Raw genomic sequence first — 26,924 nt, forward strand, 5'->3', positions numbered from 1 at the left:
GGTTAAAATTGCTAGGTGTGAAAACTATTTTCTACTTATTAAAGGTTAAGTGTCAAGAGAAATAATTTATTGATTAATAAACGAATTTAATTTAAATTAACACGCTTGCAAGTCCAATAAAATAATTATGGAAATTCTCTGCTTTTTTGCTGGAGTGGCTTTAGTTTACCTAAAGTCCGGCTACCCTGTTTTATTTATTTCAATTGCCTTTCTATTGCGCGCCCCTTGGCGCATTATTTATTGGTTCTTTTTAGGCTTTTTAGTGAGCATAACTCACTATTGGTTGATAGCTGATAAGGGTATGCCAGCTATTAAAGTTATTGAACAAGCTTCTTTAGTGGGAAAAGTTATTTCTATTCCAACTATTACGGAATCAAAAATCCAATTTCAATTTCGTCTACAACAATTAAATCATAACCCTGTTAAAGCGACTATCTTGTTAAGCTGCTTTAATCAATGTCCCGCATTTAAAAGCGGCCAAATATGGCAATTGCGAGCTAAATTAAAACAGCCTGAAAATTTAGGTAATCCAGGCCATTTTCATTTTCGTGAGCGTTTATTAGCTGAACATATTCATTGGGTGGGGTATCTAAAGTCAGATCAACAACAATTATTACGAGAGGATAATGTAAATCGTGTTTTAGCTTTTCGCGAATATCTAGCTAGCAAATTAGCTATTCTTTTACCAGAAAGCCCATCTTTAGGCATTATAGAAGCTTTAACTTTAGGTTTGACGAATCATATTGATAAAGCACAGTGGGACTTATTCCGTCACACTGGTACCGCACATTTGATGGTTATTTCAGGTGCACATATTTATCTAGTTGCCACTCTTTTTTATAACTTAATTTATTGGCTTTGGCGCCAAGTTAGCTATTTATCGCTATATCGACCTGCTATGCAATCCGCAAGTTTAGGCGGTTTAATAATGGCGTTCAGTTATGCGCTATTATCAGGTTTAGGCATTCCTGCACAAAGAGCCATAACGGCTTGTGCAGTGCTAATGTTACGTTATTTTTCTAAGCGCTATTATTCAAGCTGGCAAGCTTGGCGCTATGCCTTATTTATTATTTTAATTATTGAGCCTCATGCAGTTTTACTGCCCGGTTTTTACTTATCTTTTATTGCAGTAGCTATTTTGATTACTTCTAGCCAACGTATTAGTTATCGTGGATTTAAACAAATAGTCGCTTTGCAAGGTGCTTGCTTGATAGGTTTGCTACCATTCACTCTATTTTGGTTTTCGTATGGCTCCATCAATGGTTTATTAGCCAATTTGATTGCGATTCCTGTAGTTGGCTACCTTATTGTACCTTTATCTTTATTGAGTTTAATAATAAGTCTATGGATTCCTAAGCTTTGGGTTTTATGGCCAGTTGACTCTTTAATTAAGGGGTTACTAATCTTTTTACAGTGGATAGATAAATTAACCTTTCTTAATTTAAACTTTGCGTTACTTAATTTTCCAACTTTACTTGCTTTAATCATTGCTATCGCAATTATCTTTTTGCTGCCCTTAGATAAACTGCGGATTGGCGCAGGAATTTTATTATGTGCAGGTTTATTACCTAAGTATCCCAAAGTTAACTTTAATCAGGCGCAACTTGATGTATTAGATGTGGGGCAGGGATTGGCTATTGTAGTAAGCACAGCTAAGCATGTGCTTTTATATGATACAGGTATGAAATTTTATAAAGGTAGTGATATGGCTCAAATGGCTATTATTCCTTACCTTAATACGCGTGGTATCAAAAAAATTGATAAAATTATTATTAGTCATCCTGACTTAGATCATCGAGGCGGCCTATCTAGCTTGGAAGAAAAATATGGCCAAGTCGATTTACTGGTCGATAACCCTAAATTTTATCAAAGAGGGCAGAATTGCCATAATTACCCTGCTTGGCGGTGGGATGGAATTGATTTTCGCTTTTTACCTGTTCACTTAAATACTCAGAGTAAAAATAACTCTTCTTGCGTGCTAAAAATAACAACACCTATGGGCAGTGTTTTATTAACTGGCGATATTGAAACTGCTGCTGAAGATTATTTAATCGAGCATTTTATAAAGCAATTACCCTCGGATGTTTTAGTCGTAGCTCATCATGGCAGTAAGACATCTTCATCACCGAAGTTTATTCAACTTGTAGCACCAAAGTTTGCGCTCATTTCTGCAGGTTTTGATAATCGCTATCATTTTCCACATCAACAAACGCTTGCTACGTTAGCCCAATATAAGAGTACCATTTTAAATACCATTGATTATGGTATGATCTCTATTAAATTTACTCTAAAAGAACAAAGTCTTACACCTCAATGCTATAAACAAAACTATCGTTTAAAATAGTTAATCTGGCAGTTTTTTGTTGACATTAAAATGCGCATTATGTACTATACGCGCACCAAAGCTTTGGGTGCCTTATTAATGCGTTTATCTGTAACTCTCTGTTTATCAAGTCTTCTTTATACCTCAGTATTATTTGCCGTTTCACCTAATGGTTGTGAGCAACAAAAATGTGTCGTTGTTATTGATGCAGGAAGTACCGGTTCACGTCTGCATCTTTATTCTTATGATTTAGATGCGACTAATTCACCTGTAAAGATTACTGAGCGCTATACAAAAAAAATTAAACCAGGATTTGCAAACATTGAGCCTAATGCAGCAACTGTAGATGCCTATCTTACCACTTTATTTTCTGGTACCCCAGGCCAAGCTTACCCCGTTTATTTTTATGCCACAGCAGGGATGCGTCTTCTTCCGCAAGCAAAACAACAGCAATTATATTCATTAGTTGATAGTTGGTTTCAATCAAATGCAAACTGGCAGTTGGCTGCTGCGAAAACAATTAGTGGTAATGATGAAGGCCTGTATGGTTGGCTTGCACTTAATTATCGATTAAATAAGTTAGCTAATACAGATGCAAAACCTGCAGGTTATATGGATATGGGAGGTGCATCAGTCGAAATTGCTTTCCCAGTCACCCAAGACCAAGTTACTGATACAAAAGATATTAAAAATATTGATTTATACGGACAACATTTTAAAGTGTTTGTGCATAGCTTTCTAGGCTTAGGGCAGACTGAAGTTACACATCAATTTTTAGATACCAATAGCTGCTTTATAAAAGATTATGAATTGCCAAGCGGCGAGCTAGCCCAAGGCGATGCTTATCAATGTGAAAGTGAAGTATCTGCTTTAATGAATAGCGTACATCATGTGAATAAAGCCATTCAACCTATTTTAAGCCTAAGCTCAGTTAAAGATTGGTATGTTGGTGGTGGATTAGAAGAGTTAGCTAAAAGTGCACCTTTTAATTTTGCCGATAACCATTTCTCAAGCCAAGAACTTCTCGAGCAAGGTAATTCATTAGTTTGCCAGCAGGCCTGGCCAGATTTTAGTGCGCAATATTCCAATAATGATTATTTATATGGCTATTGTCTCTTCCCAGCTTATTATTATGCTTTAATCGTTGAAGGTTATGGCATTCAACCAGGGCAAGCGCTAAATTATTTGCCTCCGGAACAAAATGTAGATTGGAGCTTAGGTGTTGTGCTTGAGCAAAAGACTTCATAAAGACACTTTTTTTATTTCATGCGCACCATCGAGAGAATTAACTATGCCTAATCAATATGTTGATATTACCAAACATGTGAAAGTGTGGTTTGCAGGTGATCCTGATGAACCATTTGGCTTTATAGATAATGAATTACGCTTAATCAGGCATTGTGAGACAAATCCCAAGCACACTATCTATTTTGTTTATGATGAAAGCAAATTATCAGAAAAAGGTAAATCAAAGTTATATAGTTTCATCAAAAAGTATCCAAGTATAAAATTAGTTGAGCTTAAGGAAATAGAATCTAATTTAAAGACTCATCAAGAAAGACAATTAATGAAGCTGGTTAAAGAGGAATTACACCAGAAATATGGTAATTTAGCAGCAGCAAAAGATATTCTTACGACCTTATCACCTATATATGAATTAGGTATTTATACAGATTTTGATGCTGAAATCGATTTTCGTCAGTTTAATCAAATAACCATGCTATTAAAAAATGGCTTGATTCCATTTGCTGTTCCAGATGATAGGCAAGGTAGAAGTTATATTGAGATAAATTGCTGGCTTTTATATTTTCCTAATTTTGAAGATCCTATTTTATTAAATATTCAGGAAGATATTATCCAACAATACAATGATGAGATAGTCGACTTACCAGATGAAATATTAGATGAACTATATTTTTGTGCAGCGCAAATTGGTATATCATTACCCAATTTTATCAGTCAATCAATTTGGGAATTACGCGAAAAGTTATTCACCTTTTGTGATGTATTAGCTGAAGCAATTGATTCTCATCGTCATTACAAGAGTTGGGGCGAGTATGGCGTTACTAAAGATGATCTAGAAGAAATAAAGCATCAATTTATTAAAAATAATATTGAATCCTTAACAGGGCCGCGTGCTTGGCTTAGAGCAATACAGAAGATGGTCTCTTTAGATTACCCGAAAGAAGATATAGCAAAATACGTAGACTATATTTATGATCAATATAAAGCTATCTACAGAGACATTTCATTATTTTCTCATCCGTTGAGAAAAGGTATAAAAGGTATGAAAATACCAATTGATAATTATGATGGTGAGTGGTTAAGAAGCAATAAACATTTAGAAAAAAATGATTTATCTTGGACTGAACAGGGTAAAAGAGTATTACTTGCAAATAAGGTAAAGCTAAAACATAGTGTCAATGTAATAGCAAGCTTCTGGAAAAAGTTAAGCCCTGATCACACTAATATAAACTCCAGTAAAAAATCTGAAGAAAATGAACTTGATAATAAGATAAATAATTTAAGAATAAATTAAAGATTAAACATCATAGATTGAGCTAGCTAAATTTGAAACTATTGTACATTGGGCTAAACGAAGTGCAGCCCAACAAGTTATGTACTATATGATTACAAATGTTAGGCTGCGCTATGCTTATCCCAACCTACGGTTGCTAATTGAAGCTGTTTACTTATTTTAAATATACCGTTCGTTCAAAGACGGCCTAGGACAAATGAAAAGGAATTTAAATGGAACCAACTCTATTTCAGGACATATTCAGTACCATTGCCTCTCCCTGGGTCATTTTCATTCGTTTAGGGATTGGATTCGTTTTCTTCCCTGAAGGCATCCAAAAATTAATTTTTCCTGAGCTTTTTGGCCGAGGTTGGTTTAAAAACCTTGGAATCCCTTATCCCAATATATTAGGTCCCTTAGTAGGTTGGTTAGAGTTAGTGTGCGGCGTATTAATTCTTCTCGGATTATTTACCCGTATTGCCTGTATTCCTCTCATTATTTTGATGATTATCGCTCTTTTAACGACAAAAATGCCTATTTGGTTTAACGGCCAATGGGGGCCATTTCAAGTACGCGAAGTAAACCGATACGGTTTCTGGAGCATGCTTCATGAAGCCAGATCAGATTGGGCCATGCTAATGGGATGTTGTTACCTATTAATAGTAGGCGCCGGCAGCTGGTCAATCGACGCTTATTTAAATTAATCAAGGAACTAGCCAAGCTTGCTCGTCAAAATACCCAAGACTATACTGTAAAAATTGCCGTTGTAGCTCAGTCAGTAGAGCGATTGACTCGTAATCAATAGGTCAGCGGTTCGATTCCGCTCAACGGCATAGACCGGTAAAGGATTTTCAAGATACATAATTGATTCCAGATAACGATAATGGGTACTTTAAAGGGTGCTTTGTACAAACTAACCTGGGTCTTCCCCAAATCTGGGACACTTTCATAACTTATAATATTTAATAAGAATGAATATTACTGTAAATGTATAATAATGTTGTACTTAAATTATATTCAAGCCGTCATAGTTTTTATCTATCTCTTAGTTTTTAAAATTAAACCCATCTTATTTTTATTGAAAATTTGTTAATTTTATGCGTAAATTTCTGCGCTTTTGAGCATCGTGTCGTTATTTTAACGTCTTTTAGGAAAAAAATAGAATTATAATTACCACAGGATTTATCTTTAATGAGAACTATACCCATTTTAAATGCATTAAAAAACACTCCCCAAATAGAGCGTTTTGTTCCTTACTTATTGGATAAAGATTTACAAGTTGAAAAAAAATTTCCTAGTGCTGAGAATCTAAGTAGCTCAGGATACAATATGGAAGATTTTGCCGCTGATAACAAGTTAGTTATGGCTTGGTTCTCTAAATTGCAACAGCAGTTTAATGAATGGCGCAATCAGCAATACTCAAAACCAGTTGCTCCCGTAAATTTAGCACCGACAGGTTCAAGAAGTTACAACGCTTCCTATACTGAATCAGATTTAGAGTGTGCTATTGTTTCAGAGAATTTTGATGATTTTCTAGATTTTTGTCGTTATCTGAATATAAAGTATGGTACTGAGCATAATTTCATTTCATTAAAAACTTTAGCTGGATTACCTTTGTTGATTATAAAAGGTCAAGCAGGTTTTTCCTGTCCAGAATTATCTAATATTTATCCTGGTAAAACGTTGCCCCAACTTGAAGTAACCTTCCGTCATCCAAATGTGCATCAAATTATTCAAGAGGCAGGAATACAATTTTTTGCTGAATTAGATTCTAAGCAATTAGAAAGTTATGTTTTTAATAAACGCTATATAGAGTTAATGCTAAAAAATACCCCAAGTGATGCTACTTTTGAAGGAGAGCCGCTTAAAAAAGTTCTAGAAGCATTTAAAGGCGCTCTTTCAGCTGCTTTAAAATGTTTACCTTCTGGTACCTTACAAGACACACCTCCTTTCAATAAAGACGTTTTTGCGAATGCTATTAAGCCAAAATCGTCGCTTAGTGAAGCAATGGCGTTAGGTATAACGTTATACAAACAACCTAATCAGAGCCCTAATAATCCAAGTCAGCTAGATGTAGTTCCAAAATTTTAAAAATTACTTATCTAGTAAAGCATCAGGTATTTTAGTTTGCTGCAAATTAAACTCTGATGCTTCATCACGTTTCAATCAATTTTTTGAATAGGGAGTAGATATGCCGCAAATAAGCTCTTTGATAAAACAAGACTTACTCACATCACAAAATCTAAACAGAGAGCTTATTTGTGCTTTAGCAACTAAATGGCCAAATGAACTTAAGCGTTTATGCCAACCTATGCAAAATTCTCCTAGTATATTACATGAGTTAGTTAATATATTAGAAGACGATTTACCCTCATCGATTTTATTACAAAATGGTTTGTTATTTGATGAAAGAGGTCAAATACAAACAAAGCCGGCCTACGATAGAAAAGACTATGTTGAGTTGAACAGGGGCTTAAGTGCAGCTGTTGCTTTGTTCTATATCTTACGAGGTGATTGTTATGAAAAATTGGTTGAAGGACAAAAGAGAGAAATCATGCTTTCAAGAGAAAGCTATCTTCAATTACATGACCAATTTAAGAGCGTATTTCTAAAAAACGAAATCTTTGATGAACAATTATTAGATACGATGTTCTATGCTGTTTTGTTCAATGACTTAGGCAAAAATATTGAGTTAAAACGCATACTTCATGACAACTATCAGGTAAAAGAGAATGATCATGATCTTATTCTGCGACATCTATTTCAAATAGAAGGATTATTAGAAGATTTTTGCCAGTTGAATCCTTCACAGCAGCGTTGCCTGCGTGCCCTGTGGCATAGCGGATTTAATCCCAGCAGCTTTGATACTTTAGAATATCCTTTAAGTATGGTTGTCCACTGGGTTATGTCTTTCACAAACATCGCCAAAGAGAATTCGAGCTTATATCTTGCAATGAAAAAAATAGAAATTTTAGCGGATATTGCTGGTGTAAATGGTAACAATGCTAAAGGCGCAGTTAATTTAACTGAACCGGTTATAAAAAAATTTAACAAAAGCTTTGTTATATTAAGTCAGTTGTTTATAGCTTATCAACAGCAACTCGATGCTGGTGAAAAAGATAATTCTTTGATTTATAAAACTTTAATAAGAAAATTAGAAGAGCTATTACTAGAACAGGCTAAAAGCTTAGGTATTACTGCCTCTGATAAGCTTCTACCTAGAACGGTCTTAGTATTACGCTTATGTAAAATGCTAGGTATAAGTGATCAAACGCAAACAGACATTGTTGATTCGGTATTAAGAAAAATAGAACAACAAAATCCTGATAACTATCAAATTTTAGAACAAGAATTTTCTTGGGTCTATAATCCTTCAAAACCCATATTATGGATGGAGTGCATTCCAAAATTCCTATGGCTTATGTCTAATGGTTCTAATTATGATCTGCTTGCAAAGGACAGTGAGCAAAATAGCGCCATACGTAAGGAGAATGGTTTATATGCTGGCCTGCTAATTGTCAGTAATATCCTTAAAAAAGTTAGGGGCGAGAACCGATACGAGGAACTTTATACGTTTGAAGGTGATGAACTTATTAGAGTCTCTCCTGAAGTTGCAAAATTAAGAGCAGAGGAGTCACCTATTGCTCTCTTAGTCGCTTATGATCTAGTGCGAACTGCTCAGCAGGCTTCTCAATTAAATTCAAATGAAAAGACAAGGCAGGAGGCAATAAAATCCCTACAGGATTTATGGAAACAAGGCATAATTATAGAGGGCAGATCTATAAAAATTGATCAAACGCTAGAAACAAAGATGATAGCCAAAACGCCTTCTTTTTTTAGTAGTTACCAAGTTCCTAAGGAGTATTTAGCGAAATATCAGCACGAATGGCTAGAATTAATATCTAGGGAAACAGATGAACATTGTACCTATTTAGCATCTGTAGGCTGGGCAGATAGAGCTAAATATTTTAAAGTTGCTCCTTTTATTTACCAAGACTTTATTGCTAAAGACATAGATATTAGTCGATTTAATTATAACATGGCTCTGCCAAATATCGTTCGCGCATTTAACCCCTCAGAAAAAAATACGTTATTTGCTAATTCAGAATCTAGCTCACAAGATCAGGAACAAGAGATCAAACGTGCTCTGGATATAAGGCTCTATCCAACCATTAGACGAATCATAGGGGAAAAAGCGACAACTGTATTCCTTGGTTCAAAGGTTGAGTTACAAGCTTATACAGAGTCAGTTAAAGAGAAGATCCTTATTGAAATTGAGGTGCCTTCATCGGTTAAATTTTATCTTGCTTTGAATAATGCTGGTGAGCTTAAAGTTTATATTTCAAATTTAGTAAGCCATGAAAATTTAATTCAGCAATTGATTACATTAAAAATAGCCGGTATTGATCTTCAAAAAATACCCATTCTTGGTAATACTGAGCAATATAAATTAATCTGTAAAGAGGATTTATTAGCTTTTGAAAAACAAGCGTCTACTTATTTAGCAAAGAAAAATATTCTAATTATTGCCGGTTGTTCTCTTGAAGATACGGTAAGTTCATCATTAGAGCAAATGTTTAATGGCAAAATAAGTAAGAATAAATTTTCAGGCCATCTTGTCTCACTGTCTTATATTCAAAGTCAGCATGCTCCCCATGTAGGATTTATTGTTTTAAATTTAAATTATGGTGAAATTTGTGAAGAGCAAATTTCGATAATTTTAGAAAAGTTTAACTGTATTGGTGTTTTTAGTGGTAGTGCAGCAGGGTATATTCCGAAAGTATCTGCAGAGAAATTACCAGAAATTGGCGATAGAATAGCCATTCGTTCGGCAAAACATTATTCTGGCGAACTTGTTAAACTTGATGAAAACAATACTAACTTACATTTACATGTCCCAACGATATTTGTTGAAACATTTAATTGGTTAAAAGAGGCAAAAGACTTAAAGGCAAGTACTGTAGATGTTGAAACCTTTTATATCCTAAGAGCCGTTCAGAGATATAAACAAGCTAATCCTCTTGCAAAATTACATACTGATATCGGTGTTTTTATCTCTGACTATGTAGGCGAAAAACCTTTAAGAAGCTACCATAATGTTTTTGCTCAGTATCCTTTAATATTACAAAATTTTGTAGAGCAGGTTCTAATAGCCAATATAACTTCATCATATAATAATAATCGTAGCTCTATCCCAACTTTTGCAAATCAATATTTTGCTATTGAACCTGAAGCGATAATGATTAATCAGTCTATGAGAAGGGAAGCTGTTGTTGATAGTATTGGTAAATTTTGGGATAAATCAGAGTTTTCTAAGCGAGTACATACTCCCGTTACAATCGGTACAGTGAAGAATCAAGAACGTTTCGCAAAACCTGAGGTACCAAGATGTCTTCATTTACCTATAAAATTACCTGGTAGTGATATTAGGATACCAATAGAATATCAACATTTTGCAGACGAACTACAACAAATTTTCAATTTTGAAGCCTCTCTAAATAAGGGATGGAATGATTTATATGCGTATTTAACAGTTGATCAAGGCTTTGTACCTCGCTCTAATTCTCAAAGAGTGCCAGGCCCACATGTTGATGGGATCCCAAGAGATAGAGAGAACCCAGAAGCACAATTAATAGATCATGCTTATCTTGTGACGGATTCAATTCCTACCATGTTCTATACACAACAATTTGATATGACTCCCTATGATCCTAAAATACATCATTTCTTTGCCATTTTCAGAGCATTAGCTGATGAATCTAGAACGATAACGGTTAAGCCGTTCGAGATCGCACTTATGAATGCGTATTCAGTGCATACTCCAACCCAAACCTTAGAAGATGTTAATCGAACCTTTATCCGCTTAGAGTTTTCAACCCTTAAATTTGATCGTTTAGGTAATTCAATTAATCCACATTTTGTAAATGATAGTCGCTTTCCAGATTATCCCTTTAACTACATACCGAGACCTATTCCTAGTCATTTATTTATTACGCCAGATGTTTATCTTAATAAACCGATTACGAATGAAGATTATTCTCATGAATCAATTGATAGTTTTGGCCGCGCAAATCTTCGTGCCATTTTTATACAGAGCGACAAATTTAAGTTTAAATATAGTGATTATAAGAATTTAGATCTTATTGCTAAAAACATTATGAATGAAGAAATGAGCGGTATTATTATAACTTATCACGGGATTCCACATGCCTTTTGCCTTTATAAAATTGAGAATAAAACGGTTAAATTAGATACGTTATTTACACTGATGAGCGGTAAAGGACAAGAACTGATGATTTATGAAATGAAGATCTTAAAAAAGTTTGCGGATAGACTTTCAATTCAGGCTGGTTTAGAGGAGGGAGCTATACCTGTAACCATCAATGTTAACGAAAATAATAATGACATGTTGCGATATTTTCTACGTGCAGCAAGACTTGCAAAAATTGAGGTAAATATTGAAAGACTAGTATCTGAGCCATTAGTTGAGAATAATCTATCTATAAGCATAAATTAATAACAAGGTAAGTATTATTGAATAGTAAATACATGTATTAATAAAAAAGCCCCTATGAGGGGCTTAATACCTTGAAAAAACATGTATTTCACCATTCGCTTCAACCGAATAATAATCACTAAGAAACAGATCACGCGCAAACGCTTCGCAATCAAAGTAACTTATTAAATTATCTGGTATCGCATGGCTATAGCACTCTTCCAAAATATGCCAGGCAAAATCAACTTCTGAATCATAAGCGCCAAGATAGCACTCATTCATCATAAGAACTGCTTCCTCAAAGCCAACATCGACAATAAGGGCTTGGCCTAGTTTGCTGTATGTTGCAATGAAGTCTGCATATCGAGAGATGGTTTTTATGTCTTCATATTCACTAAGATGGATGTTGCCGAATCCTTCGTAATCATGAAGTGCATAGTCACCAGCTTCCTCAACAGTACTTTTAGCTAACATCGTTTGGATTTCATCACTAATCTCATCAGCATGTTGATTAGCATTAATCCAAGCTCCGTGTAAAATGCCATGGTTGTAAGAGGCCAGGCATGCAACATAAATACTTGGGGTAAGCATCTTGCATTCTCCTTAATTAAATAGATTAATAAACAAACTTATATCCCTTAAATGATGAATAGCTAAAAGGGGACATCTACTGTATTGTCTTGCAACATGTCTCGCAGGTTAGCAATGTGACTGTCAGCAACATTTGTTGGAGCTTGATTAGCCTTTTCTTGCCCTAAACACTGTATATTACTCACCACAATACTAATAGAGTGGCGGTTATTGCCATCTTCATCAGTCCATGGATTTGAGCGAAGCTTGCCTTCAACAAAGACTAAACTTCCTTTCTTTAAATAGTCAGTGACTTTAGTTAAAGAGCCAAAGAAGACCAGCTGATGCCATTCAACTCGCGTATGCCGTTCTTCCTTGATTTTGAATGACTCATTTGTCGCTAACGTAGCCGTAACTAATGACTGACCACTCTTACAAGTGATAGTTTTTGGTTCCGTACCTAAATGACCAATAAGTTGAATTTTATTTAAAAAAGCAGTCATCGTGTTCTCCTAGTTGTTTTTAAGTAAAAGCACCACAGGAAAACTTCCGCATCAGCAGTAGTTTTTCTGTGATGCGGAAAGACAGTTAAATTCAATCAGTGGTAAGCAGGTACATGTTGCTTAAAATCAGCAAGGATGAGCTCAACTTGTTGAATGTCATTTAAAGTCCATTGTTCACGAAACTGACGCAAAGCATTTAAACAATAAACTAATTCAGCAAGTAAGTGCTCAATGTCTCGTTCTACAGCGTTTTTAAATTGCATGATCTCTCCTTTGAACCAAAGAGACTGATATCCCACAGGGAATAGTTCAATCCCTATGAATTATGCATAGAAAAATATCACCGATTCGTCGGTTGATTTTGCCTAGTTATTAATGAAAGTAGGCGTAAGCCTTCCTCGAGTGTAAGTACTGAAACTTAATCCATGAATTAAATCTAATAAAACATCAGATTTAATGGTTTCCCGACTAAACGTTCTGCCATAGGATTAGGGAAGAAGATGGCATTTACAGGACTAGAAATCTAGTTTCGCCAGAATTTCACTGGCTCGTCAGCTGTGTTTATATTGATTCTAACAAACCAAAAATTAAAATCAATAAGGATAATATAGATGGGTTTATATAAACACTTTGCTATTGATAAATTTATAAAAACCTGAGCAATATAGTTGTTAAATACAGTAACACATACCTTAAATTTACAGCTACTAAATTACTTTCAATTTCATTCTAATTATTAGGTAGCTGTAAATTTAAGAAGGACTTGTTACACTATTTTTCATTAAAGATTGGAAGGTGTTGCTATGTCATTACCAAAAAAAATCTTTAGTATTATCCTCCTTTTATTGGTTTCAGCTTTGGCTGTCAGTCAGCTTATAAAAAACTTTGGACAAGCTAAAAAGAATGCACGGATTATCTTTGCATTTCATCGAGAGACGCTTTATTGTCGCTGCCGTTTTGATGCTCGCCTTCAAGTAGATTTAAAGAGTTGTAATATGCAATCAGCAGCTAAGTTTAAGCGAGCAAGACGAGTTGAATGGGAGCATATGATGCCTGCTGAAAATTTTGGAAATCAGTTTGCATGTTGGCGCGAACCACTTTGTAAAAAAAGAAATGGCAAGCAATATAGAGGTCGTGCCTGCTGCGAACGTATTGATCCAAAGTTTAGACAAGCTGAGGCTGAGCTTTATAATTTATGGCCTGCTGTAGGCTTAGTTAATCAAGCGCGCTCAAATTATCGTTATAGTAAGTTAAACCCACATACAACGTTTTATGGATGTCCTATTACCATAGATTCTGCTACTCGACGTGTAGAGCCAGCTGACTATGCGAAAGGGATTGTAGCTAGAGCAAATTTATTTATGTCATATAAATATGGTATTCATTTAAGTGAAGCACAACGTACGCTATTTTTAATGTGGGATACACAATTCCCCCCTAGTAATATAGAGAAGCAATGGGCTCAAAAAGTTGCAGAAGTTGAAGGCTACGACAATCCCTATATAGTTGTTCGAGAAAATGATTATTTAAATTTAATTAATAAACTAAAATCTTTTTTTAACGAAAAAGATGATTTCTTAATTGATATACTTCGAGCTTATTTTAAGTAGTATCCTTTTATTCCATGTATCAAATAGGTCCTATAAGAAAGAAAAATACGAAATATTTACTACATAAAAACATATAGGTTTAGCAATAAATTAAATCCCTTATAGCTTATTATTTAACCACAATAAATTTTAGTAATAGCCAGTCTTGAATGGCCTAATTCCCGGCTAATAATTTCACGCGCTTTTATATCAAGCTTCTTTTCATAACTATTAAGTAATTTACTTGGTTTACCACCTTGAATAGGACAAATTAAGCCAAATCTTTTACTGTCAAATTCTTTAGTTAATTCATGATAACGTTGCTGCGCATATGCATGCCTTAATCCATGACATTTACTAACTCCCATTTTTTTCGTTTCAAGTTGATAATGACTTAAGTGCTGCTTATAACTTCTATTTTGAGGTATTAAAGATTGACCTGCTGGAACTAGTTGTGACGCTCTAATAAGCCATTGGCGCTGCTCATTATTGATAATCCGCAATGTGCGGCCAATGCCACCTTTAGTCCAGCTAGGTTTAATTTTGAGAGTATTACCGAGCCATGCTTCACTAACTATAAGCTTCATTGATTCCTCTCGTCGGAGTCCAAATAGGCGTTGTGCTTCTAGTGATAATCGAATTAAGGGGTCATTACATCTATTAAAATCAACTTGATGAATGGCTTTGTTTAGAGTTGGCGCATAGCTACGTCGATTAATTTGATAAGCCTCATTAGTGGGTTTCACTAATTGTGGTTTATTAAGTAGTAGCGAAACCTTGCGTAGCTTTGCCATGTAGTTTTTTATGGTACCAGTATTCTTTTTTTGTTTTTTCCAGTGTTCTACTAAAACAAAAATATGCTTAGACTTTAAGCCATTAATATGACCTAATTTATAGCCGAGCTCATGTAAATCCTTCACACAACGATTTAATATATGGCGCATGTCTGCTTTGCTAGCAAAGGAATAGCCTCTGATATCTTTTAAGCATTCATTAACTGAATAACATGCATTTTTAAGCTTTGATTTACTCATTTAAGTACAACCATAAGGTATTGGGTGATTTAATACCCATTTCATCGCGTATAATCCAATTGGTTTGATAGCATCCAAGCACTGGTGATAAATTCTTTTTTAATTGTTGTGCATAGAGATAGCGATAAGTTTTATTGGATGATAGCTTGTGTGCACTTAAAGCGCTTCGCCATAGAACACGGATGGCTTCATAGGGAAGGCTGTTTACTAAGTTTCTATTACCTTGAGTAAATTGAATTAATTCCTCAACTATTTGCTTTTGTTGGTCATAGCGTATAGGGATAATTCTATCTAAGGAGTTAAAGGCTATTTCACGAGTTATCCAAAGGGTATGTTCTTGAATATGAATATCAGGAATCAGTGAAATTGCTTCGCGAAAAGTTAAGCCAAATTGAGTTTGCAATCCCATAATTAATCGTGGCATAGGATCAATAATATTGATCCAAAAATCTTCAGAAACTTGCTTCTTTCTTTTACCGCTATATGATCGTGTTAAGCCAAGTGATTTATTGTCGAACTTTTCTATATGATGTCCTATGTTGCTCAGAAAAATGCGAATAGTAGTCATATAATCCATCATGGTCGCAGGTTTAATTTTCTCTTTTTTCCAATGTATTATTAAATAGTGGATGTGGTCATGGTTTAGAGATAACCAAGAGCAAGGGACAATACCTAGTTTAAATAAATCATTTATCATCTTATGGATGACAAAAGTACGATGTTTTTTATCCTTGATACTGCCTCGATTATCCAATTGTAAATATCGGTTAGCAGCTTGTCTCAAAGATTGTTTACGCATTATTAATATCTCTAAAATACTTGCCCTGATTTTGTTTAGTGTTGGTCGAGCGGCTCACTCAAAAGGTGATACCCAGCTATTGCTGCAAGGCTCAAGTTAGGGGCAAATCAATCGTTTTAAAGCAAACGATATAGCCAAGATACAACAAGTTTTTTGTTGTTTTCCTCCTTTGTTTTAAACATTTTTAGATAGGCAAAGCAATATCGCCCAGAAGCTAGGTCATAACGATAAATTGTAATGACAGTAAATTTTGAAGAAATTTACGCTGCCAGTTGGCAGGTATCCATGAGGGTTTCCCGACTTAAACGTCCAGCCACAAGGTTAGGGAGCAGGGTGGCTTTGCACAAGACCTTAAAGGTTTCGCCTGAACTTCCCAGGCTCTTCAGTTGTGCTTAATAGAAATTTATCAAAATAGATATTATTGGACAATGGTTTTACAAAAGAATTTTATCCTATCGGATTCGGTCCGATAGGATAAAATAATATAATTTATTGATTATAAATCAGAAATTTAATAATTGTATTCTGCGTCACTGCCACTTTTGCCTTAAAAGTACCCACAACTTAAAAAATTTTCCGCAGTGACGCTGATATTATAAAAAATAATCAATTTTCAAATACTATTTTAGTAAAATTATTTTTATTTATTATTTTAAGGGTTCAAGTTCGCTTTCTAAGAAATTAGAAAGATAATAACATCTCTTTCAACAATAAGAGGGAGTTGTTTCTAATGGTTCATCATGAGTGGATTTCTAAAGAATTTGACGACATCTGTCTGGGTGATAAGCGATTAAATAAAAGATTAAAGACAGTAGCAACCCAGTTCTTCCTGAATGCAGAAAGCACGATCCCGTCGGCTTGTGAAGGCTGGTCTGGTGCAAAAGCCTGTTATCGATTTTTTAAAAACCCTAAAGTCAATGCTAGAAAAATATTGGAAACGCACCGTCAAAAGAGTCTTCAGAGAATTGGAGAAACAGAAACGGTACTTATCGTACAAGATACAACTTTTATTGATTATAGCACCCATTATCAAACCAAAGGATTAGGCGGAATAAGTAAAGATTCCAAAGGATTAATCATGCATTCATCTTTAGCTCTCTCAGAGGATGGAATTCCCGTGGGATTTTTAGGCCAAAAAATTTTTGCTAGGCCTTTTGTCGAAGGATTAAAAAAAAGAAATCGCCATGCCACACCGATCCAAGATAAAGAAAGCTATCGGTGGCTAGAGTCTTTTCACGATTCTATTGAAGGATTTTCCAATACGCAGAGACTGGTTACTATCACAGATAGGGAGGGTGATATGTACGAATTGATGCTTGAAATAGACAAGAAAGACAGCAATTTCTTGATACGCATCCGTCAAGATAGAGCAATCAATCAAAGGTTTAAGAGATCACCCGTTCAACAAAGAATGTGGAATTATATGTCTCAACAAACGCCAGTAGGTTACTTTAAAACGGAAATACAATATGTGAATAAGCATGTGAATAGATGGAGAGAAGTGGAATTAAGCGTTAAGATAGGTAGCTTTACTATACAAGCGCCACAACAAAGTAGAAATAGAGTGCTCAATGCCCCTCGCCCCATTAAGGTGTATGCTATTTATGTTCAAGAGATAAATCCGCAGAAGGGTGAAAACCCTATTGAGTGGATGTTACTCACTAATTTAAGTACGATCGATTTTGAAACTGCTTTGGTTAGAATTAGATGGTATAAATACAGATGGCTCATCGAGCTTTTTCATAAAATTCTTAAATCTGGTTATCAGGTAGAAAGCTGTCGATTATCAGAAGCAGAAAGACTGATTCGTTATTTAACTGTGATGTCTATTATTTCTTTCCGAATTCTTTCCATTACTTATTTACAGAAATATCAAGATTCGGTTAAGGCAGATGTTATATTTACGCCAGATGAATTAGTCATTTTATCTCTGTGGTCAAATAGATTAGGTAAAAATATATCCTCTCCTTTAAGTTTAGTTACAGCAGTTAAAATATTAGCCCAAAAAGGTGGTTTCTTTAATCGAAAATCAGATGAGACCCCTGGTTTCATAACTATTTGGAGGGGACTGAGAAAACTTGCTGAATGCATAGATTCTTGTCACATGATCATAGAAAATTTACCTATCGCACGCGTCACTGCGGAAAATTTTTTAAGTTGTGGGTACTTTTAAGCACTTTTGCGCAGTGACGCAGAATCTTTTGAAGTTGGCTAAAATAAAAAGTAATTGGATTTTATTAATGGATTATAAAAGATGGGTAGTAAATTAAAGCAAGGAATTATACCAGTACTAGCGTTATCGGCCTCACAAGCTAAAAAATATTTTTTGAAAGCAAAAAGTTATTGTAACTTTGATATACCTAATTATATAAACTTTGAACCTTTATTAAGAGAAGTTGAAAAACAGCTTAAAAATAGAAAGTTATCTGATTTTTATAATGGAGCAAAACCAAGAGATTTTGAAAATGTTAACCATAAGATTTTAAATAATAAAGATGGTAAATACTCTTGGAGACCATTTCAGCTAATACATCCAGCACTATATGTCGACTTAGTAAAATTAATCACTGAAAGTCAAAATTGGCAACTTATTCAGGCAAGATTCCAGAAATTTTCTTCTGACGAGCATATTCACTGTTTAAGTATCCCGTTTCGCTCCAATTTAGGTACTTCTAATAAGTCAGAACAAGTAGCAAATTGGTGGATTGCAGTTGAGCAAAAATCGCTAGAGTTAGCATTAGATTTTCAATATATAATACAGACAGATATCAATGAGTGTTATAGCTCAATTTATACTCATTCAATAGCATGGGCAATTCATGGCAAAACTGACGCTAAAAGCAAACAAAAAGATAAGGCATTGCTAGGAAATAAAATAGATAATCTTCTACAAGATATGCACCATGGGCAAACTAATGGAATCCCTCAAGGGTCTGCTTTAATGGATTTTATAGCAGAAATTGTCCTAGGGTATGCCGATGAACTGTTAATTGAAAAGTTAAAAAGTATTGAGTCTCAAAATGATTTTTTAGGCGAATATCTCATACTAAGATATAGAGACGATTACAGAATTTTTGTAAATAGTCCAATAACAGGTGATGTAATAATTAAATATCTTTGTGAGGTGTTATCTAATTTAAGTTTAAAATTGAACCCGGGAAAAACTTCTGTTAGTTATGATATTATAACTGAGTCAATTAAATCGGATAAATTATTTTGGATGAATAGTAAGCATTATGATAAAAATCTTCAAAAGCATTTACTAATTATTCATTCTTTATCCAAAAAATTTCCTAATTCCGGAAGCCTAATAACAGCCTTAAAACAATACTATGAAAGGCTCTTCAAAATAAAAATTGGCTTGGGGAATGTGAAGGTATTACTAGGGATTACTGTTGATATCGCACAAAAAAATCCTCGCTCCTATCCAGAATGTGCAGCGATTATAAGTTGCTTGATTTCTAATATTAAATATAAGAAACAGAAAAGTGAACTGATAAATAAAATTCATAGAAAATTTGAAATGACCCCTAATACAGGGCATTTAGAGATTTGGCTACAAAGGGTATCCCTGCGTTTTTATAAAGAATTTAAATATGAAGAGAGTATTTGTAAAAAAGTTATGGGTAAAAAAATCAACATTTGGAATTGTGATTGGTTAAGCACTAAATTATCTAGGTTAATAAATGAGTTTGATATAGTTGATCAAGAAGTTCTAAATAATCTTCCTGATATAATTAGGGCGAATGAAGTTGAACTATTTCATACTAGACAGGATTATTAAAAAGGATTTGATATGGCTAATAGAATTTTATTAACCGGTGCTGGGTTTACTCATAATTTTGGGGCCCCTTTAGCTAAGGATATGGCTACACATATATTTAATTCTTTAAATTATCCTGAAGAAAAGAATATTAAAAAAATTTTAAGTGAAAAAGCATATGACTATGAAAGCGCATATCAGACTATTATCTCGGAAGAGTTTTCATCAGAAGAACAATTAGCTATGAAAACAGCATTAATTGAAGCTTACAACTATTTAGATAAAATTATCAATAAAATAGGTAATGACTATATCCATACTATATATTCTATTGAAAATGAATTAATTAAAAATCTACAAGTTAATCGTAAAGGTTCAGGTTTTATTTTTACTTTAAACCAGGATTTAATTATAGAAAGAAAATTTAGGCGTAGTGGTGGTATTACATATACCCTTCCTGCTGCAAAAACACAATTTTTAAATAACAATAATATCACGGAAGATTTTGAAAATAGTTTATATTCACAAAATAATAATTTACAGCAAATTGAAGAAGAAAAAAAACAATTTATTACTAAATTAGATAAAATTAGAAAGGGAACTAATCATACCAATTTAATTGCCTATGTAAAGCTCCATGGCTCAATGGATTGGCTTTCAGATGAGAATAATCAACTAATGATCGTTGGTGGTAATAAAGCCGAATATATAGATAAGTTCCCCTTACTTAAATGGTATTATGAATTATTTAAAATTGAGATAAAGAAAACTGGCGCAAGATTACTTATCATTGGGTATAGTTTTATAGACGAGCATATAAACTTAGCCATAAAAGAGGCAATTGAGAAGAATGACCTTAAACTTTATATAATAAATCCTACTAAACAAACAGATTTTGAAAAAGAGTTAAGCAATAAAAAATATGGGAAGGAAATTTTAGACGCTATAAAAGGTTATTATCCTTATGAGCTAAGTGTGATTTTCCCAAACGATCCATGCGATCCAATAACAGCTCAATGGCTTAATATTAAAGAACAATTTTTTAATTAATCATTCTAGTTGAATAACTGCATTTCGGCTCTACGCCCTTTAAGGAAGCTATTTAATCTAAGTTAATTTACGCTGTAATCTGTCTACATGAAAATTCTGAATTTCGCTGATAAATTCTAATTAGAAGTGCTTGGTTCTAATAGTGGCAAGAGGTAGAGTCGAGCCACTGACGCAAGGATTTTAAATCCTCAGGCTCAATCTTCAATACTTGATTATTAAAAATCTTCTGCGGGATTTCTCTATAAATTTCGTAATGTGGCGTATGGTGTCCTCCTTAAATATGATTTCCAAAAGGAATATTTATTGTGAATTTTAGTATATTACACATATAAGTTAATTAAATAACATAGAATGAATGAAAAAATAAATTATTAAAGTTAAGCAGGTTGACTACTATCATTAATGAGTCTTAGCCAAAGAAAAGGATTAACTGGTGTTTTAAAATGCCTTGAAGCAATTATTGATAAAATAATACTATGTGGCTCTTGCCAGTCTGTTTCTAATTGATCACTTTTCTGTGAGAAGCTTAATAATGATTCAATTCTTTGTTTTAGTTCTGATAGATCCTTAGGTAAATAGATAGGCACTTCAGAAACCCCATAATCATTACCAGTATAGCCTAATGATAAATTTTCTTTTATTCCTTTTGTAGGGTACCACATTTGCAAGTTACAATGTTGAAGAGCATTTTGTATTAAATCAAGCAACATATTATATATATCAGTGAAATTAAGAATTGCACACCAATATGCAATTGTAGGTAGCAGAGAAGACATTGACGTCATGTCTTCTTTAGAATGTTCTTCGTTATATTCAAATTCAATTAATTTATCAATGGAGTCATGAGAAACCGGGAACCCTCTGCCTAAAACGTATGAAAATGAAAACCTATCTATTATTCTTTTAAACCATCCTCTGAGAAAGTCATGTTCCCCTTGAAGTGCCAAAAGAAATACAGCTAGACAAATCTCTATAGTAAAACCATCAAAGGCAGGTGAATTAGAAATGCTGTTATTTTGAATTAACGACATTAATGCTTTAGTGATAACTTGATTATTCTTTGCTGATGGGGCACAAAATATTAAAATTAATCCATAGGTACTTAGTAATCCAATTTGCTTAAAAACAACTTCTGAAGCTCCAATTCGTTCATAGCAATTTTTACATATGCCATTTTTTACAAAACATGAAGCATATATTTTATTAAAATATACTTCACTAAAATGAGCATACATTTGGAGGACTTTATTATATTGTTTAACTATTTTACCTTTTGGTTTATCAAGGTTATTCTGTTGAATAAACCCCCAAAATTTTAAGATACAGTATTCTGTTGCAACAATAGAATGTATTAAATTTTTATTTTCATTCGAATACTCATTAATCATTCCTAAACAAACAGAGATCATGCTTAGAGTTTTTTCTACGAAATTATGCAATTTTCTAGGTTTAATTGATTTCCAGTCCTTTTTAAAAAGAAGTTCATCGATCATTACCTTAAAATGAACTAAGTCGTAGTTTACATCAGAAAGAAGAACTAACGTTCTTCTCATTTTCTTTTGTTCTTCTTCAAATATGATTAATTCATTTAAAAGATTATCTTGAATGTCTCTTGATAAACTACTTCCATTCCATAAGTCGAATTCATAATCATATTTTTTTTGGTATGCGTCCCAATTTTCTTTAACTTCTTGATTTAACATACCACCACAACAAACTATAATTTTGATTGGCAGATTTTTTTCATGTTTACCCATTCTATTCTGAATATAAACATCAATAATTTCATCTAAACTATCGCGTATACCGGTATTTCGTTCATTCCATATAGTTCGATTAATATCCCCTCTCTTAATAGTAATTAAAAAATTTTTTCTAATGCCGTCTTCATCTTTACCAATAGCATGTATATCCACACCACTTTGTCTTACCCCTTTCTGAGGCTTTGCTCTAACTTTCATCCCCATTGATGTTACAAGTGAATTTAGCAGTGATTCTAATTCGCCATCCTCTCTTAACATACTTAAATATTCTTCAATAAAGCGTCTCAAGATTCATTCCTTTTTGCACGTTGACATGCATACTTTTCCAGATAATAACCAATTTCATCGAGCATCATTTCTTGAGGAAATTCTAAGGTATGTGAATGTTGATACATTGGTATAATTTGGGAATACTCTCCATTATTATAAAAGAAGCACCCATTTCCAGCCTTTATTGATCTTCTTTCCATAATACTCATTAATGGAGAGCTCCTTAATGCATCATCTGAAGCTTTATGAATTAATTTTTGAAAGGCCTGTGATAATTTAATTTGCTGATCGATGTTTGGTTGCAATTCATTTAATTTCCCTAAAGATTCCAGTGTTTCAATTTTATCGGTAATTTGCTTAAAACATGTATTAATTATAGATCTTGCTTTTCTAGAATAGGCGCATTTACTTTTTAATAAGTTTTCTAAAATTATTTTTGTTTTTAGCGGCGCTCTATCGCCATATACTTCAACTAATACCTCAGAAGTTATTTTTTCTATATCAGGAGTTATTTTCTTTACTTTCAATATAGATGTAATCAATTTAATGGCTATATAATAATCGTCGATATATCCCAGAATCTTTTTTACTATGTATAATATGTCATTAAATTGGAGTGTGTTTAATATATTAGAGTCTAGCTCTATTGATTTATGAGTATATGTAGATAAAGATTCAAATATACTCGTCAAGGCATAATGATAACGTGAGTCATCAGAGTTGAGCCAATTAGTGGTTAGTTTTTTCATAAGCTCATTATTCTGAAACATTTCATGAATAGATAGATTGAATATTGTTGTAATATTTGCTTTTTTTATTACTTCGATTGAGTGAAAATATATCCAATTATTTAATATTTTAAGTAAGTTTGGTATATCTTCCTTTTTCACTAATTTATAGCAGATTGAATCAATATAATTAGAGATTTCTCCTAACTTAAGATCATATTGGCAGATATTAAAAATTATTTCCAAATCCGTTTGATCTATATCTTCTTTAGTACTTAATAATCTTATTATTTCAAGTTGGATCTCTGGTACCTTTTTCTCGGATAAGAATAGAATTTTTTCTTTAATATCCTGCTCGTATTCAATAAGTTTATAGAGTGTAAAAACTGCACTAGAAGCTATATTTGTATCTTCAGAATCACAGAATTTTAGACAGATTTTTTTTATTTCTAGGAACAGTTCTTCTGGAATATTAGGGAGAGAACCTAGCCCTCGTAACCCATAAGAAATAAGATACTGGTCACCTGACTGAACCATACTCATTAATCTTTTATATCCAATTGTGAGATCCCTAGTTGCAAACCCAATATAAATAATATTTAGATATCCATATAATCTTTGCTCTCTTTGTTCAATAATTTCTATTTCTACGTTTTCTAAGCCATTATTTATATTTTCTGCCAGTTTTTTTATCGGCTCATAAAACATGTTTGAAGCATAATCATTTATTGATTTTTCATAAAATAATATTAAAAAATTAACAAAAATTTTAGGATTTATTATTTTGATATTATTTGCCATTCTTGAAAGAAGATTCGCGACGATAAAAACGTTTTTTCCTTTTGAGATTACAATAATAGCCGCATCATAAATATCTATTTGTTCATTATTAATAAAATTTGATATCTCATTATAAAACTCTATATTTTTATAAGATATTTCTTTTTCTAATGATAAAAGTTCTTCTATTAACTTACAGGGATCATTTTTTGCTTTTTGTAGTCTATTTCTAATTTTTGTATATTCCATTATAATCTAATGTTTTATTATTACTGCTGTGGTTTTTTTTATTTTAATGTACTACATTTTCGATGTTTATAAAACAAAGAAATAGAGAGCATGGTATAATTAGCATTTGCTAATACTTATAGATATGTTTAGATTTTTATGAGTCACCATTTATACCTCGACTACTTTAATCATTTTTCTTAGTTGGTTCTGGATTATTATATTACCTGATTCTAATAATCCTGTAATAGAAACCTCAAAAAATTGTATTAACTTCGGGAGAAGCAAGGTTCTAAGTTTTTTAGTTTTGTCTGATAAAAGATGATGTATCGTAGGTTGAGGAAAATCAATTTACCTAGATAAATTACAGGCGCAACCCGGGTTTATTTAATGGATTTAACACAATATTTTTTTAAAGGCATAAATTAACTCAATTATCTACGAATCTGATAGAATTTTACTGCCGCAGCCTTTCCGTGTCATTAAGTAAGCATGTATTTAAGAACGGAGAATAGTTTTACCTTATAAGCTTATTAACTTGATTGATAACACTCTCATTATCTTCACAATACTTTGAAGTTAAAGGAAGCGGTATCCTAACTTTATAAAGCTCTCCACCATTCACCAAAACAAATGCCTGCCCCTTGGGCAAAGAAATAATATCATTCACCTCAATCATAGGTACGGAATTAGTTTGAACTCGATCTTCATTTGTCGTATTAAAATAAACGCCATCTTCACCATGTGGCGTATCATTAACCATAGATACTTGTGTATGTCCGACTACACCAACTTGGGGTAATACTTTTACTAAAAGATTAGCCGTTTCTTCATTCTTAACTCTTAGCATAATCAAAGTATTGAAGTTACCTTCGGAAACATCAGCTTTTGCTTTTGAGCCAAGTGCTACTTCCATATCTTGAATTGTTTGCGCATAGGCTGTGACTTGGAAACCTGCGCCACCGGCTTTATTTAAGATTTTCACAAATGAATCTTGGATAATTTCTGAGAGTTCATCGCAGTGGAGATTTAAACGGTAATGAGCGTTACTTTCTTTATATATTTTTCCAGCAGTTGATACTAAGTCAGATAGAAAGGCTTTACCCACAGCTTGAGCGATATTGGGATTGGTTAAGCTATCAAGGCCTATATAAATTACTTCCTTTTCTTTAATTGCTCTCATTAGCTCAATTTCATTGTTACTTTGATTAAATGAAAATACCTTTGAGGCATTACTTTTATTAATTTCAGACAGAACGGGGCCAACGCTTGCGGTAATTTTATCGTAGTAATGTTTATCCATAATAGCGGCATCATAGAGATCAATGAGTATTTGATCGTGTAGGCTTTCTACGTTTCCAGAGCTGATAGTTCTAGAAATATAGTTTTTCAGGTATTCAATGACCGCTTTTGTTCTATCCATAGGCGCTATATGTTTCTTCTTGCGGTTTGATTTCTCTTCATAAGTAGTAAGAATTTCTTCAATTTGGGAATGGTAGTCGGAATAATGTTGTGGCATGATCGTGTCAGCATAGGCCATAAGTAATTGATTTAAGCGGCTAATGTAAAAAGCAATGGATTTATAAGTGATTGGCTGCTGCATTTCCTCGAGGCAGATGGCTACAATATTGACGTACTTCCAAGCAAATGCAGCAAACTGCTTGCCTTCTCCTTCGGCAGCGATTGCATCTGTGATGCGTGTTGCTACTTCGCTTACTTGATCATAATTTTTTAATGGGTTGTATTGGGCAGACAAGTTAGGGAAGCCTAAGTGTACAATACGAAAATCTTTTAGCCGCCCTGATACTTCACAAGCAGCGTACATATCATGAACTAAATCTAAGTCGCCTTTAGGATCAACAACAATAACTGCCTCACCATTTCTAATGTCTTGATTAATTAAAATACTAGCTAGCCTTGTTTTTCCTACACGCGTTGTGCCAACAACGAAAGTATGCCCCACACGAACCTCTTGCGGAATATAAATGGGGGAGTCTTTCTCACCTAAGCCATGCAGATAGGGGCTACCGCCTACGGGTGGATCGGGCCTGAAGGGATTAAGTTTAGTAGGCCAGTTAAGCCACTTAGCTAAAAAGTAATTTTCATGGTTTTGACAAAATTCTCTGGCTTTCCGGTAACATTTCCCTCGTTGCATAAATGATTCATTTTCAATTTGCTTAATCTGATGCAAACGTTGAGTATGATGAGGTAACCAGCGAAAGCCTTTGCCTAAAAACAACCATTTTTTTGATAAAGGAATTTGGGCAGTAGATAAGGCGTAGTAGGGCATAGCTAATAAACGCCAATGAAAGCGCTTAACTTTTAAGCCTTGTAATCCTCTTAATATACTTAAATAGCTTAGTCCTGTTGCTGCATAGCATCCCATGCTTTGTGTCAAAAGAAAAAGATGAGGTTTATGTAGTGCAAGGAAAGCTAGAGCAGCACAGGTAAAACTAGTATAAAGTTCAGTAGGCTCACGAAGCAAGTTTTCAACTGGGTAATCTGCCATA

General features: G+C 33.6%; 18 protein-coding genes and 1 tRNA gene. 11 read left to right on the forward strand and 8 right to left on the reverse strand.

Annotation, left to right across the window (positions count from 1 at the left end; translation table 11 throughout):
- Positions 1–127: 127 nt before the first annotated feature.
- From DYH30_RS04920 to DYH30_RS04950, 7 genes are all read left to right on the forward strand, one after another.
- Positions 128–2,344 carry a DNA internalization-related competence protein ComEC/Rec2 gene (locus tag DYH30_RS04920; protein ID WP_115330577.1) on the forward strand — a complete coding sequence of 739 codons (2,217 nt, stop codon included), beginning with the start codon at positions 128–130 and terminating at the stop codon, positions 2,342–2,344.
- 39 nt (positions 2,345–2,383) lie between these two features.
- Positions 2,384–3,571, forward strand: coding sequence for an acetate and sugar kinases/Hsc70/actin family protein (locus DYH30_RS04925; protein WP_242604747.1), 1,188 nt, complete (start codon positions 2,384–2,386; stop codon positions 3,569–3,571).
- Positions 3,552–4,862: a hypothetical protein gene (locus DYH30_RS04930; protein WP_115330578.1), complete on the forward strand. Its 1,311-nt coding sequence runs from the start codon at positions 3,552–3,554 to the stop codon at positions 4,860–4,862. The genes DYH30_RS04925 and DYH30_RS04930 overlap by 20 nt, the downstream gene beginning before the upstream one ends.
- 212 nt (positions 4,863–5,074) lie before the next feature.
- On the forward strand, positions 5,075–5,545 hold the full coding sequence (locus tag DYH30_RS04935) for a DoxX family protein (RefSeq protein ID WP_115330579.1): 471 nt from the start codon (positions 5,075–5,077) through the stop codon (positions 5,543–5,545).
- 56 nt (positions 5,546–5,601) lie between these two features.
- Positions 5,602–5,674, forward strand: a tRNA-Thr gene (locus tag DYH30_RS04940).
- A gap of 358 nt (positions 5,675–6,032) precedes the next feature.
- Positions 6,033–6,932 carry a hypothetical protein gene (locus DYH30_RS04945; RefSeq protein WP_115330580.1) on the forward strand — a complete coding sequence of 300 codons (900 nt, stop codon included), beginning with the start codon at positions 6,033–6,035 and terminating at the stop codon, positions 6,930–6,932.
- 100 nt (positions 6,933–7,032) lie between these two features.
- Positions 7,033–11,358, forward strand: a complete 4,326-nt coding sequence (locus DYH30_RS04950; RefSeq protein WP_115330581.1) for a DUF6829 domain-containing protein — start codon at positions 7,033–7,035, stop codon at positions 11,356–11,358.
- Between the two features lie 63 nt (positions 11,359–11,421).
- Here the strand turns inward: DYH30_RS04950 and DYH30_RS04955 are convergent, their stop codons facing one another.
- The 3 genes from DYH30_RS04955 to DYH30_RS17915 form a co-directional block, all read right to left on the reverse strand.
- Positions 11,422–11,928 (reverse strand): antirestriction protein ArdA, encoded by a 507-nt coding sequence (locus DYH30_RS04955; RefSeq protein ID WP_115330582.1) that lies wholly within the window; start codon positions 11,926–11,928, stop codon positions 11,422–11,424.
- A gap of 62 nt (positions 11,929–11,990) precedes the next feature.
- Positions 11,991–12,410, reverse strand: coding sequence for a single-stranded DNA-binding protein (locus DYH30_RS04960; RefSeq protein WP_115330583.1), 420 nt, complete (start codon positions 12,408–12,410; stop codon positions 11,991–11,993).
- A gap of 95 nt (positions 12,411–12,505) precedes the next feature.
- Complete coding sequence (locus DYH30_RS17915; RefSeq protein WP_160116155.1) at positions 12,506–12,673, reverse strand: hypothetical protein; 168 nt, start codon at positions 12,671–12,673, stop codon at positions 12,506–12,508.
- A gap of 540 nt (positions 12,674–13,213) precedes the next feature.
- On the opposite strand from DYH30_RS17915, the gene DYH30_RS04965 reads away from it, so the two are divergent.
- The gene (locus DYH30_RS04965) at positions 13,214–14,020 is read left to right on the forward strand and encodes an endonuclease (protein ID WP_115330584.1); all 807 of its coding nucleotides are present in this window, start codon (positions 13,214–13,216) and stop codon (positions 14,018–14,020) included.
- Between the two features lie 113 nt (positions 14,021–14,133).
- Here the strand turns inward: DYH30_RS04965 and DYH30_RS04970 are convergent, their stop codons facing one another.
- Together DYH30_RS04970 and DYH30_RS04975 are read right to left on the reverse strand one after the other, a co-directional pair.
- Complete coding sequence (locus DYH30_RS04970) at positions 14,134–15,033, reverse strand: phage integrase N-terminal domain-containing protein (protein ID WP_115330585.1); 900 nt, start codon at positions 15,031–15,033, stop codon at positions 14,134–14,136.
- The gene (locus DYH30_RS04975) at positions 15,026–15,832 is read right to left on the reverse strand and encodes a phage integrase N-terminal domain-containing protein (protein WP_115330586.1); all 807 of its coding nucleotides are present in this window, start codon (positions 15,830–15,832) and stop codon (positions 15,026–15,028) included. Before DYH30_RS04975 ends, DYH30_RS04970 begins: the two co-directional genes overlap by 8 nt.
- A 730-nt stretch (positions 15,833–16,562) precedes the next feature.
- Between DYH30_RS04975 and DYH30_RS04980 the strand changes: the two genes are divergently transcribed.
- From DYH30_RS04980 to DYH30_RS04990, 3 genes are all read left to right on the forward strand, one after another.
- A complete protein-coding gene (locus DYH30_RS04980; RefSeq protein ID WP_115330445.1) occupies positions 16,563–18,005 on the forward strand; it encodes an IS4 family transposase in 1,443 nt (480 codons plus the stop codon).
- Between the two features lie 81 nt (positions 18,006–18,086).
- Positions 18,087–19,616: an RNA-directed DNA polymerase gene (locus DYH30_RS04985; RefSeq protein WP_207385753.1), complete on the forward strand. Its 1,530-nt coding sequence runs from the start codon at positions 18,087–18,089 to the stop codon at positions 19,614–19,616.
- 12 nt (positions 19,617–19,628) lie between these two features.
- Positions 19,629–20,645 (forward strand): SIR2 family protein, encoded by a 1,017-nt coding sequence (locus DYH30_RS04990; RefSeq protein WP_115330587.1) that lies wholly within the window; start codon positions 19,629–19,631, stop codon positions 20,643–20,645.
- 377 nt (positions 20,646–21,022) lie between these two features.
- On the opposite strand, the gene DYH30_RS04995 is transcribed toward DYH30_RS04990, so the two are convergent.
- From DYH30_RS04995 to traD, 3 genes are all read right to left on the reverse strand, one after another.
- On the reverse strand, positions 21,023–22,696 hold the full coding sequence (locus DYH30_RS04995; protein WP_115330588.1) for a hypothetical protein: 1,674 nt from the start codon (positions 22,694–22,696) through the stop codon (positions 21,023–21,025).
- Positions 22,693–24,435, reverse strand: coding sequence for a hypothetical protein (locus DYH30_RS05000; protein ID WP_115330589.1), 1,743 nt, complete (start codon positions 24,433–24,435; stop codon positions 22,693–22,695). The genes DYH30_RS04995 and DYH30_RS05000 overlap by 4 nt, the downstream gene beginning before the upstream one ends.
- Positions 24,436–24,931: 496 nt before the next feature.
- Positions 24,932–26,923 (reverse strand): type IV conjugative transfer system coupling protein TraD, encoded by a 1,992-nt coding sequence (gene traD, locus DYH30_RS05005; protein WP_115330590.1) that lies wholly within the window; start codon positions 26,921–26,923, stop codon positions 24,932–24,934.
- Position 26,924: the final 1 nt, after the last annotated feature.

This window comes from Legionella busanensis, from assembly GCF_900461525.1.
In the GTDB taxonomy this organism is placed as follows: Bacteria; Pseudomonadota; Gammaproteobacteria; order Legionellales; family Legionellaceae; genus Legionella_C; species Legionella_C busanensis.

Bases quoted from the DNA above. Each gene is read 5' to 3' on its own strand.
- DYH30_RS04920 (WP_115330577.1), top strand. From the start codon at position 128: ATGGAAATTCTCTGCTTTTTTGCTGGAGTGGCTTTAGTTTACCTAAAG.
- DYH30_RS04925 (WP_242604747.1), top strand. From the start codon at position 2,384: ATGTACTATACGCGCACCAAAGCTTTGGGTGCCTTATTAATGCGTTTA.
- DYH30_RS04935 (WP_115330579.1), top strand. From the start codon at position 5,075: ATGGAACCAACTCTATTTCAGGACATATTCAGTACCATTGCCTCTCCC.
- DYH30_RS04945 (WP_115330580.1), top strand. From the start codon at position 6,033: ATGAGAACTATACCCATTTTAAATGCATTAAAAAACACTCCCCAAATA.
- DYH30_RS04950 (WP_115330581.1), top strand. From the start codon at position 7,033: ATGCCGCAAATAAGCTCTTTGATAAAACAAGACTTACTCACATCACAA.
- DYH30_RS04955 (WP_115330582.1), bottom strand. From the start codon at position 11,928: ATGCTTACCCCAAGTATTTATGTTGCATGCCTGGCCTCTTACAACCAT.
- DYH30_RS04960 (WP_115330583.1), bottom strand. From the start codon at position 12,410: ATGACTGCTTTTTTAAATAAAATTCAACTTATTGGTCATTTAGGTACG.
- DYH30_RS17915 (WP_160116155.1), bottom strand. From the start codon at position 12,673: ATGCAATTTAAAAACGCTGTAGAACGAGACATTGAGCACTTACTTGCT.
- DYH30_RS04965 (WP_115330584.1), top strand. From the start codon at position 13,214: ATGTCATTACCAAAAAAAATCTTTAGTATTATCCTCCTTTTATTGGTT.
- DYH30_RS04970 (WP_115330585.1), bottom strand. From the start codon at position 15,033: ATGAGTAAATCAAAGCTTAAAAATGCATGTTATTCAGTTAATGAATGC.
- DYH30_RS04975 (WP_115330586.1), bottom strand. From the start codon at position 15,832: ATGCGTAAACAATCTTTGAGACAAGCTGCTAACCGATATTTACAATTG.
- DYH30_RS04980 (WP_115330445.1), top strand. From the start codon at position 16,563: ATGGTTCATCATGAGTGGATTTCTAAAGAATTTGACGACATCTGTCTG.
- DYH30_RS04985 (WP_207385753.1), top strand. From the start codon at position 18,087: ATGGGTAGTAAATTAAAGCAAGGAATTATACCAGTACTAGCGTTATCG.
- DYH30_RS04990 (WP_115330587.1), top strand. From the start codon at position 19,629: ATGGCTAATAGAATTTTATTAACCGGTGCTGGGTTTACTCATAATTTT.
- DYH30_RS05000 (WP_115330589.1), bottom strand. From the start codon at position 24,435: ATGGAATATACAAAAATTAGAAATAGACTACAAAAAGCAAAAAATGAT.
- traD (WP_115330590.1), bottom strand. From the start codon at position 26,923: ATGGCAGATTACCCAGTTGAAAACTTGCTTCGTGAGCCTACTGAACTT.